The organism is Stenotrophomonas sp. 2YAF22 (genome assembly GCF_052114665.1).
Taxonomy (GTDB): Bacteria; Pseudomonadota; Gammaproteobacteria; order Xanthomonadales; family Xanthomonadaceae; genus Stenotrophomonas; species Stenotrophomonas indicatrix.
Map to the genome: position 1 here is coordinate 1 of NZ_JBFRFE010000076.1, position 10377 is coordinate 10377.

The window sequence follows — 10377 nt, forward strand, 5'->3', positions numbered from 1 at the left end:
CGGTGACATCGGCGCCGCACGCAGCCTGCTCGGACCGGACGCCATCATCGGCGCCTCCTGCTACGACCAGCTGGCCAACGCCGAGCGCGCCGTGGCAGCCGGCGCCAGCTACGTGGCCTTCGGCGCCTTCTTCCCCACCACCACCAAGGTCACCAGCAGCCGCGCCCACCCCGACCTGCTGCGGCAAAGCGCCGCACTGGGCGTGCCGCGGGTGGCGATTGGTGGCCTGAGCCCGGACAATGTCGGTCCCATCATCGATGCCGGCGCCGATCTGCTGGCCGTGGTCAGCGGCATCTACGCCGCGCAGGACCCGGTCGCGACCCAGCGCGCCTACCTCGCCCGATTCGATACGCAGCAGTAACCCCCAGGAAACCCCATGAACCACGACCAGTCCCACGCCCTGTTCTCCCGCGCCCAGGAATTGCTGCCTGGCGGCGTCAACTCACCGGTGCGCGCGTTCAAGTCGGTCGGCGGCGAACCCTTCTTCGTCGAGCGCGCTGACGGCGCCTACCTGTACGACGTCGACGGCAACCGCTACATCGACTACGTGGGATCGTGGGGCCCGATGATCGTCGGCCACAACCACACCGCCGTACGCCAGGCGGTGAAGAAGGCGATCGACAACGGCCTGTCCTTCGGTGCGCCGTGCGCAGCGGAAGTGACCATGGCCGAGACCATCACCCGGCTGGTGCCGTCGTGCGAGATGGTGCGCATGGTCAACTCCGGTACCGAAGCCACCCTGTCGGCGATCCGCCTGGCGCGCGGTGCCACCGGCCGCAGCTGCATCGTCAAGTTCGAAGGCTGCTACCACGGCCACGGCGACTCGTTCCTGGTCAAGGCCGGCAGCGGCATGCTGACCCTGGGCGTGCCGACCTCGCCCGGCGTGCCGGCCGGCCTGAGCGAACTGACCCTGACCCTGCCCTATAACGACTTCGAGGCGGCCACCGCCCTGTTCGAGGCACGTGGCAGCGAGATCGCCGGCCTGATCATCGAGCCGGTGGTGGGCAACGCCAACTGCATTCCGCCCCGCGAAGGCTACCTGCAGCACCTGCGTGCGCTGTGCACGCAGCACGGCACCCTGCTGATCTTCGACGAAGTGATGACCGGTTTCCGCGTTGCCCTCGGCGGTGCGCAGGCGCACTACGGCATCACTCCGGACCTGACCACCTTCGGCAAGATCATCGGTGGCGGCATGCCGGTGGGCGCCTACGGCGGCCGCCGCGAGCTGATGCAGCAGATCGCACCGGCCGGCCCGATCTACCAGGCCGGCACGCTCAGCGGCAACCCGGTGGCGATGGCCGCCGGCCTGGCCATGCTGGAGCTGATCCAGCAGCCGGGTTTCCACGACGATCTGAGCGCGCGCGCCGCACGCCTGTGCGCGGGCCTGGAAGCAGCAGCAGCCGACGCCGGCGTGGCGGTGACCACCACCCAGGTGGGCGCGATGTTCGGGCTGTTCTTCACCACTGAGAAGGTGGAGACCTATGCCCAGGCCACCGCCTGCGACATCCCGGCGTTCAACCGCTTCTTCCACGCGATGCTGGACCAGGGTGTGTTCCTGGCACCGTCGGCGTACGAGGCCGGCTTCCTGTCCAGCGCACACGACGATGACGTGATCGAGGCCACGCTGGCARCGGCACGCGTGGCGTTCAAGGCGGCCAAGGGCTGAACCCCGGCTTGGTAGGTGCCGACCTTGGTCGGCACTGCCTGCCCTCATCCACGCATGGCGTGGATCTACTGCGCTGTGTCGCAAGAGTAGAGCCACGCCATGCGTGGCTGCTGCGCACTCAACCGAAGACGAACTTGCCCTTCATCATCGCGAAGTGGCCGGGGAACGAGCAGAAGAAGGTGTAATCGCCGCCCTTCTGCATGCCCTTCGTGGAAAAACGCACGCGGGCGGTCTCGCCACCACCGATCACCTTGGTGTGGGCCAGCACGCGCTTGTCGGCCTTCGGCAGGTAACTGTCGGCCAGGGTCATGCGCATGCCCGCCATCGCCACCGGCTGGTAGTCGGCGGTGCGGGTCAGCACCCAGTTGTGGCCCATCGCGGTGGCGGCCAGCCTGCCGGTGTGGCGCAGGGTCAGGTCAACTTCGCTGCAATCGGCGGCCACCTTGATCTCGCGGCTGCTGAAACTCATCTGGTCGGTGCTGTCGATGCTCACCGCACATACGCGCGCCATCGCCGACGGCGCCAGCATCAACGCGCCCAGTCCCACCGCTACCATCCAAGCCTTCATCATCGCGTCTCCTGCAGGTTCAATGGCCATTCTAGGCAGCGGCCTGTCCGCCTGGCTGCGACCGTGTGTCGCAGTCGTGCTCCAGGGTTTGCGCGGGGATACGGCAATGGCATGCTCGACCGATGCGGATCGACCTTCTCCTGCTCGATGTCGATGGCGTACTGGTGCACTACCAGCGCGCCCAGCGCGTGCTGCATCTGGCGCAGGCGCTGGAAGTGCCGGCCGCGCACGTGCAGGCCGCGCTGTACGACAGCGGACTCGAAGCGGCACACGACAGCGGTGCGCTGGATCGCGAGCGCTATCTGGCCCAGCTTGGCGAACGGCTCGGCACAACGGTAACGTTGCACACCTGGATCGCCGCACGGCACGCGGCCAGCCACCCGCAACACGCCGTGCTGCAACGGCTGAACGCCCTGCAGGTGCCGATGGCGGTGCTGACCAACAATGGTGCCTTGATGACGCAGGCGCTGCCGACGCTGCTGCCGGAGCTGTATCCCATGCTGCACGGCCGGGTGTTCTGCAGCGCGGACTTCGGCCTGCGCAAGCCTGCGCCGGAGGTGTTCCTGCGCACGCTCGCAGCCCTCGACGTGGCACCGGCGCACACGTTGTTCGTCGATGACCTGTTCGTCAACGTGCGCGGTGCACGCGCAGCGGGCCTGCACGCGGAAACCGTGCAGGACGGACGCGGACTGGGGAAGGTGCTGAAGCGCTACAGGGTGCGGTAGCGCCGGGCCATGCCCGACTAGCGCAGCGGCAGCAACGGGGTCAGCGCCCTCTCCACAGGAGAGGGGTCCGACCCCGGCGTCGGGAATTCAGCGCGCGGCGACGAACGCGGCAATCGCCGCGCGCAGGCGCTTCAGGCCTTCCGCCACTTCTTCGTCGGTGATGTTCAGCGACGGCACGAAGCGCAACACGTCCGGGCCGGCCTGCAGGGTCAACAGGCCCTGTTCGGCGGCGTGGTCGAGGATGGCACCGGCCTGTCCAGCGAACTCCTTGCTCAGCACCGCACCCAGCATCAGGCCGCGACCGCGGACTTCGCTGAACACCTTGAACTCGTCGTTGATGCGGGCGAACCCATCGCGCAGCGCCTTCGACTGGCGGCTGACATTGGCCGCGATCTCGGCCGAGGCCAGCTTGCGCAGCGCCACGCGGGCGACGGCCGCGGCCAGCGGATTGCCGCCGAAGGTGGTGCCGTGGGCACCGAACTGCATGGTCTCGGCCACCTTCGGGCCGGCCAGCATCGCGCCGATCGGGAAACCACCACCCAGCGCCTTGGCCAGGGTCACCATGTCCGGCACCACGTCATCCTGCCAATGCGCGAACAAGGTACCGGTACGGCCCATGCCGGCCTGGATCTCATCCAGCACCAGCAGTGCGTTGTGCTGGTCGCACAGTTCACGCACGCGCTTGAGGAAACCGGACTTGGCCGGCATCACCCCGCCCTCGCCCTGGATCGGCTCCAGCATCACCGCCGCCACGTCGCCGGCGGCCATCGCCGTTTCCAGCTGCACTTCATCGTTGAAGTCGATGTAGCGGAACCCACCCGGCAGCGGCTCGTAGCCTTCCTGGTACTTCGGCTGCGCGGTAGCGGTCACCGCGCCCATGGTGCGGCCGTGGAAGCTGCCGCGGAAGGTGATGATCACGCGCTTGTCGGCCGGGCGGCCCTGGCTGGAGGCCCATTTGCGGACCATCTTGATCGCCACTTCGTTGGCTTCGGCGCCGGAGTTGCACAGGAACACGCGCTCGGCGAAGCGGCTGGCCTTCACCAGTTCCTCGGCCAGGTGCAGCGGTGGCGCGCTGTAGAACACGTTGCTGGTGTGCCACAGCTTGCCGGCCTGTTCGACCAGCGCGGCGACCAGATCCGGGTCGTTGTGGCCCAGGCCACACACGGCAATGCCGGCGGCCAGATCGATGAACTCACGGCCCTGGCTGTCCCACACGCGGGCGCCCTGGCCTCGCTCCAGCACCACCTGGCGGGGCTTGTACACCGGCAGGTAGTAGTGCGACAGGGAGATCAGCGGATCGGTAGCGGCGGTCATGGCGGTCAGCAGGGTTCAGGAATGCCCATTCTCGCGCTGGAACCCGTGCGGCACAATGCACGCATGCGACCGTTTTCCGCCCCCCAGCTGAACCCCGCCACCGAGACCGGCTGGCGCCGCCGGTGGTTCGACATCATCTACCGCCACGACAGCCGGCCCTCGCGCAATTTCGACCTGCTGCTGGTGTACGCGATCATCGCCAGCGTGCTGGTGGTGATGTTCGACAGCGTGCAGCGCTTCCACATCGCCCATGCCGACTGGCTGTACGTGCTGGAATGGGGCTTCACCATCCTGTTCACCGCCGAATACGTGCTGCGGCTGCTGGTGGTCAAGCGCCCGCTGCGCTACGCGGTGAGCATCTGGGGCATCATCGACCTGGCCTCGATCCTGCCGACCTACCTGTCGCTGTTCATTCCCGGTGCGCAGAGCCTGCTGGTGGTGCGCGCACTGCGCATCCTGCGCGTGTTCCGCATCCTCAAGCTGACCCGCTACATCGAAGAAAGCGGCGTGCTGATGCAGTCGCTGTGGCGCAGTCGGCGCAAGATCCTGCTGTTCTTGTTCACGGTGGTCACCATCACGATCATCGCCGGCACGCTGATGTACGTGATCGAGGGACCGAACCACGGCTTCACCAGCATTCCCAGCAGCATGTACTGGGCGGTGGTAACGATGGCCACGGTCGGCTTTGGCGACATCGTGCCGCAGACCGTGCTCGGCCGCTTCGTCACCTCGGTGCTGATCCTGATCGGTTACAGCATCATCGCCGTGCCCACCGGCATCTACACCGCCGAACTGGCCAGCACCATGCGCGATGCCGAGCTGGCTGCGCGCCGCGATGCCCGTGGCTGCCCGCATTGCGGGCTGGAAGGCCACGAGCCGGATGCACGGCACTGCCGCAAGTGTGGCGGACCGTTGCCGGATACGTTCAGCCACTGAGGGTGAGCCCGGCCGACGGCCGGTACCACCGTAGGCACAGTAGATCCACGCCATGCGTGGATGAAGCCCCACCGAAGCCAGCACAGTAGATCCACGCCATGCGTGGATGCTCCTGGCTCAATCCAGGAACAGATCCGGCAGCAACGGACGCGACGCATCCACCGCATATCCGGAAAGATCGGTCACGCCGGCTTCGGCCAGCACCTCATCATCGATCAGGAAACGGCCGTGGAAGCCGGCCGCTTCGCGCACCAGCACCGCGTGTGCAGCATCGGCCATGATCTGCGGCGTACGGCACCCGCCGACGTCCACGCCCGGAATCATGTTGATCGCATCGGTTGCAATGACCGTGCGCGGCCACAACGCATTGACGGCCACGCCCTGCGGGCCGAACTCGGCGGCCAGGCCGAGGGTGACAAAGCTCATGCCCATCTTCGCCAGCGTGTAGCCGGTGTGTGCGCCCCACCACTTGGGATCGAGGCTCGGCGGCGGCGCGAGGGTAAGGATGTGCGGGTTCGGGGCCTGCAGCAGGTACGGCAGGCAGGCCTGCGCGCACAGGAAGCTACCGCGCGAATTGACCTGCTGCATCAGGTCGAAGCGCTTCATCGGCGTGTCCAGGGTGCCGCGCAACCAGATGGCGCTGGCGTTGTTGACCAGGATGTCGATGCCACCGAACGTGTCCACGGCGGCAGCAACGGCTGCCTGCACCTGGTCTTCTTCGCGGATGTCGCATTTCAGGGCCAGGCCCTGGCCACCCGCTGCAGTCACCGCCTCGGCGGCACTGTGGATGGTGCCCGGCAACTTGGGATTGGGCACCGACGACTTGGCAGCAATGGCGACGTTGGCGCCATCGCGCGCGGCGCGCAATGCGATCGCCAGGCCGATGCCACGCGAGGCACCGGTGATGAAAAGGGTTTTGCCCTGCAGACTGCCCACGTTCCACACTCCAGCGTATGCAATGAGCCGCTAGTATGCCGCGCCGACGCGGAGTTCACCGCACGTTGACGATACTGGTGCCCCGGTCACTGCACGAGGTCCATGCCATGCGCTGTTCCCGCCTGTTGTTGCCTGCCCTGGGCCTGGCCCTGCTCACCGCCTGCCAGGGCCGCTCGCCCGAACCCGGCAGCGCGCCGGCCAAGGATGACGCCGCCAGCGTCGACAAGGCGGCCGGCGATGGCAAGCTGCGCTGGAGCGAGGCCGTTGTCTGGGATGGTGACCTCAACGCCTGCCGCCAGGGCGACAGCGCGGCCACCCGCGATTGCCTGCGCGATGCGATGCGGTCCGGTGGGGCCAGTGCTGATGCGGTCACCGCGGCCGAGCAGCTGTCCACCGGTGGCGAACTGGCCTACGTGACTGCCTGGCATGAGCACGACGGCCTGGGCGTGGCCACCGTCGAATATCCGTTCCGCGCCAATACCAATGAAGGCACGCGCCTGGTCGATGCCGCAGGCAAGCGTATCGACGTGGATGCGGTGCAGCTGGACGACACGCTGCGCGCCGATCCCGGCGTGCAGGAGGTGCTCAAGGTGCATCCGCAGGCCACGCCGTTCGCGCCGGCGCAGGCCGCGGGTACCGCAGCGCTGGACGGGGGCGGCATCCGCCTGCTGTACCGCACGCCGCTGCGCGACTGCCATGCGTGCCCGGACGTGGGCCAGCTGCAGATCGGCTATGACTTCGATGGCAAGCGCAACTTCATCGGCCAGCAGGCGGTGCCGGTGACGCCGTAGAGGTTTGCCGCGCCATGCGGCAACGCGCATCCACGCATGGCGCGGATCTACTGATATCCGCGCACCTGCTTGCTCAGCAGGTGCGGCGCGATCCATCGATGCACCGGTGCCACCGGCAGCATGTACAGACGGCCGAACGCGTTGTGGGTATGCACCACCGTCGCCACTTCCAACGCGTCGTCGTGCCATTGCAGCGCCAGCTGCACGCGCAGATGGCGGTCGTTGTCTTCCAGCACGATGGCATCCTCGTCCAGCGCCTGCAGGGTGAAGATGCCGAGGCGTTGTCCGGGCTGCGGATCAGCGGTCTGCTGCACCACGCGCAGCGAGCCGAGATCCTTCATGCCCAGCAGCCGCATGCCCCTGTTGCGCAGCGCCATCAGTCCATCGAACCAGCCGGGCACCGTCGCTGCCATATCGCGGTAGGCCTGCAGTGCCGAGCGTCCGTTGCGTGGCGCCGCCGCCTGGCAGGCATGGACGAAATCGGCGCCCGGCAGTTGCGAACGCAGCACGCTGCCTTCGCTCAGAAGTGCGCTCATGGCTTGGGGCCCTGCCCTTCGTTGTCTTCCCAATGCAGGATGCGGCGGGTGACGAAGCGGTAGACCGGCTTGCCGGTGGCGAACCAGAGATCACGTACCCACGAGGTGCGCTTGAGCACGCGCTTCTCCACCGGTGTCAGCGACTCCCGGCAGTACATGCGCTTGTGCTTGAGCAGGTGGCGCAGGTCTTCGCGCGCCAGCAAGCGCATCCAGCGCGAGCGCGGGTCGCCGATCACCGCCAGCTGGAAGTCGATCAGGGCCGGGCGACCATCCTCGGTCACCAGCCAGTTGGCTTCCTTGGCCAGGTCGTTGTGGGCCACACCGCGACGATGCAGCTGCTGCAGCAGGCGACGCGCGGCACGGAACCAGGCCACGTCGCCGCGCGGCGGGCGCTGGTACATCGCATCGCCAGCCATGAAGCTGCGGTCGAGATGACGACCATTCCAGTCCAGCAGTTGCGGCACGTCGGCCATGCCGTGGATGTGCTTCAGCGCGCGCGCTTCGCGCCGCGCCAACCACCATGCAGGCAACCGCAGCCACAGCGGCGTGGCACCCAGATCGCGGCGCACGAAGGGGCCTTCTGGGCCCTGCACGAGGAGGATCCGGCCAAAGCTGTCGGCCTTCAGTGCATGCGTTGGCGCGTCGTTGGATACAGGCATGGCGACATTCTAGGCGATGGCGCCGGTTGCAAACGGTCACCAAGCGGCTGGGAACCAGTCACCTTCACGCCCCTATAATCGGGAAATGGACTCTTCATGGATCGACGCCACCCTCGCGTGGATTGCCGCTCATCCCGTGTTGGCGGGTGCGGTCATCTTTCTGATCGCCTTCTGCGATGCGGTCATCATTCTTGGCGCCATCGTGCCGGCGCTGCCGTTGCTGTTCGCCGTCGGCGTGTTCATCGGCCTGGGCCAGATCTCCGGGCCGTATGCGGTTGCAGCCGCAGCGCTGGGTGCGTTCGCCGGTGATGGCATCAGCTACTGGATAGGCCGGCGCTGGGGCGACCGCCTGCGTGGCGTCTGGCCGTTCAGCCGCTACCCGCAGCTGCTTGACCGGGGCGAGAACCTGTTCCGCCGCAATGCGTTCAAGAGCATCCTGATCGCCCGCTATGTCGGTGCCATCCGGCCATTCGTGCCCGCCATCGCCGGCATGATGAAAATGCCCGCCAGCCGTTATGTACAGGCCAGTGGCATCGCCAGTATTTCCTGGGCCGTACTGTTCCTGGCCCCTGGCTGGATCCTCGGCGAGGCCTATGACACCGTCGCTGCGGTTGCCGGCCGGCTGGTCGTGGTGGCGGGCCTGCTGGCGGTGATCCTCAGCCTGGTCTGGGCCATCGTGCTGTACGGCTATCGCTGGTCGGCCGCACGCATGGACAACTGGCTGGCCCGCCTGCTCGACTGGTCCAACCGCCACCCGACACTCGGCCGCTACACCGTCGGCGTGCTTGATCCGAAGCGCCGCGAGTCGGTACCGCTGGCGATGCTGGCGCTGATGCTGCTGCTGTTGGGCTGGGGCTGGTTCGCGCTGTTGACCGTAGTGGTCGCCCACGGCGAACCCCTGGCGGTGGATCTGCTGGTGCACCAGGCAATGCTGGCCCTGCGCAATCCGCTGGCCGATTACCCGATGGCCGCGTTGGCATCGCTGGGCGCATGGCAGGTGCTGCTGCCGGCAACCGCTGCAGCGATGGGCTACCTGGTCTGGCGCCGGCGCTGGATGGCGGCTGCACATTGGCTGGCCGCATTGGCCTTCGGCCTGGCCCTGACCAAACTGCTCGGCGCCACCGTCGATGTGGTGCGCCCGATCGATGCCAGCAGCGGCTTCGGCTTCCCGTCGGTGTCGGTGACCATGGCCACCATCACCTTCGGCTTCTTCGCGGTGCTGATCGCCCGCGAAATGCCCGGCCGCACCCGCGTCTGGCCGTACCTGGTATCGGGCATCGTGGTCAGCCTGATCGGCTTCTCGCGCTTGTACCTGGGCGCGCACTGGCTGAGCGACGTCATCGGCGGCATGTTGTTCGGCACCTTCTGGCTGCTGGTGCTGGGCATCGCCTACCGCCGCCGCTTCAACCGCTCGTTCTGGGTCAAACCGGTGGCATGGCTGTTCTACGGCGTCTTCGCGGTGGCGGCAATGTGGTACGCACCGCGCAACATCGCCATCAAGCTGGAACGCTTCGAGCCGACCCTTCCGGCGCCGCTGGCGATGGACGCGCAGGCCTGGTGGCAGCATGACTGGGCGAAGCTGCCGGCACGCCGCAACGAATTCGACGATGACCAGCGCTGGCCGCTGGACGTGCAGGTGGCCGGTCCATTGGCGCCGCTGCAGGCGCAGCTGGAAGCGCGCGGCTGGCAGGTGCAGGCCCAGGCCGGCTGGCAGGAAGCACTGCTGATGCTGGACAAGAACACCGGCGCCGATGAACTGCCGGTGCTGCCGGCGACGCTGGATACGCGCGTCGAAGCACTGCTGATGGTGCGCCAGGGCGCGCAGGCCGATGAGCGCTACGTGCTGCGATTGTGGCAGGCGCCGGCGCAGCTGCAGCCGGGTGACACGCCGTTGTGGCTGGGCAGCGCGCAGACCCTGCGCTACGAGCGTCACTTCCAGTGGATCGGCATGTGGCACCCCGTGCGTGGGATCGATCCGGCGTTGAACGCCGTGAAGGAAGCGGTGCAGACGCTGCCTCAGCAGGAAGCCGTGCACCCGGAGACCGGCCTGCCAGTGCTGCGGTTGAAGACCGCCACGCCGTAACGAAGCCGCCGGGCATGGCCCGGCGCGACTGCTCCGCCTGGTAGTCGCCAACCTTGGTTGGCGCTTTCGGGAAAGGCTGCCAACCAAGGTTGGCATCTACCGAAGCCGCCGGGCCATGCCCGGCGAGCACGACGGCCGGTTTTTACGGCATCCAACCCAGCAG

At 67.4% G+C, this 10377-nt stretch carries 11 protein-coding genes; 6 read left to right on the forward strand and 5 right to left on the reverse strand.

Annotated elements, in window-relative coordinates:
- On the forward strand, positions 1 to 361 hold a 361-nt coding region (locus AB4Y84_RS05045), incomplete at its 5' end, for a thiamine phosphate synthase (RefSeq protein WP_442249843.1).
- Between the two features lie 15 nt (positions 362 to 376).
- The gene (gene hemL / locus AB4Y84_RS05050; RefSeq protein ID WP_442249844.1) at positions 377 to 1666 is read left to right on the forward strand and encodes a glutamate-1-semialdehyde 2,1-aminomutase; all 1290 of its coding nucleotides are present in this window, start codon (positions 377 to 379) and stop codon (positions 1664 to 1666) included.
- 118 nt (positions 1667 to 1784) lie between these two features.
- Here the strand turns inward: hemL and azu are convergent, their stop codons facing one another.
- On the reverse strand, positions 1785 to 2234 hold the full coding sequence (gene azu / locus AB4Y84_RS05055; RefSeq protein ID WP_363731809.1) for an azurin: 450 nt from the start codon (positions 2232 to 2234) through the stop codon (positions 1785 to 1787).
- A gap of 122 nt (positions 2235 to 2356) precedes the next feature.
- Here azu and AB4Y84_RS05060 point away from each other — a divergent pair, with 122 nt between their 5' ends.
- The gene (locus tag AB4Y84_RS05060) at positions 2357 to 2959 is read left to right on the forward strand and encodes an HAD-IA family hydrolase (protein ID WP_442244444.1); all 603 of its coding nucleotides are present in this window, start codon (positions 2357 to 2359) and stop codon (positions 2957 to 2959) included.
- A gap of 87 nt (positions 2960 to 3046) precedes the next feature.
- On the opposite strand, the gene AB4Y84_RS05065 is transcribed toward AB4Y84_RS05060, so the two are convergent.
- Positions 3047 to 4273 (reverse strand): acetylornithine transaminase, encoded by a 1227-nt coding sequence (locus AB4Y84_RS05065; protein WP_088101212.1) that lies wholly within the window; start codon positions 4271 to 4273, stop codon positions 3047 to 3049.
- A 63-nt stretch (positions 4274 to 4336) separates the two neighbouring features.
- Here AB4Y84_RS05065 and AB4Y84_RS05070 point away from each other — a divergent pair, with 63 nt between their 5' ends.
- Entirely contained in the window at positions 4337 to 5209 is an 873-nt protein-coding gene (locus tag AB4Y84_RS05070; RefSeq protein ID WP_312111066.1) for an ion transporter, read from the forward strand.
- 117 nt (positions 5210 to 5326) lie between these two features.
- Here AB4Y84_RS05070 and AB4Y84_RS05075 read toward each other — a convergent pair whose 3' ends face one another.
- Positions 5327 to 6145: an SDR family oxidoreductase gene (locus tag AB4Y84_RS05075; RefSeq protein ID WP_165378006.1), complete on the reverse strand. Its 819-nt coding sequence runs from the start codon at positions 6143 to 6145 to the stop codon at positions 5327 to 5329.
- Between the two features lie 107 nt (positions 6146 to 6252).
- Between AB4Y84_RS05075 and AB4Y84_RS05080 the strand changes: the two genes are divergently transcribed.
- Positions 6253 to 6936 (forward strand): hypothetical protein, encoded by a 684-nt coding sequence (locus tag AB4Y84_RS05080; RefSeq protein ID WP_442244446.1) that lies wholly within the window; start codon positions 6253 to 6255, stop codon positions 6934 to 6936.
- A 47-nt stretch (positions 6937 to 6983) separates the two neighbouring features.
- Here AB4Y84_RS05080 and AB4Y84_RS05085 read toward each other — a convergent pair whose 3' ends face one another.
- Positions 6984 to 7472: a DUF2867 domain-containing protein gene (locus AB4Y84_RS05085; protein ID WP_442244447.1), complete on the reverse strand. Its 489-nt coding sequence runs from the start codon at positions 7470 to 7472 to the stop codon at positions 6984 to 6986.
- Entirely contained in the window at positions 7469 to 8131 is a 663-nt protein-coding gene (locus tag AB4Y84_RS05090) for a serine/threonine-protein kinase (protein ID WP_108266319.1), read from the reverse strand. Before AB4Y84_RS05090 ends, AB4Y84_RS05085 begins: the two co-directional genes overlap by 4 nt.
- A gap of 85 nt (positions 8132 to 8216) precedes the next feature.
- On the opposite strand from AB4Y84_RS05090, the gene AB4Y84_RS05095 reads away from it, so the two are divergent.
- A complete protein-coding gene (locus AB4Y84_RS05095) occupies positions 8217 to 10214 on the forward strand; it encodes a bifunctional DedA family/phosphatase PAP2 family protein (RefSeq protein ID WP_223496430.1) in 1998 nt (665 codons plus the stop codon).
- Positions 10215 to 10377 lie beyond the last annotated feature (163 nt).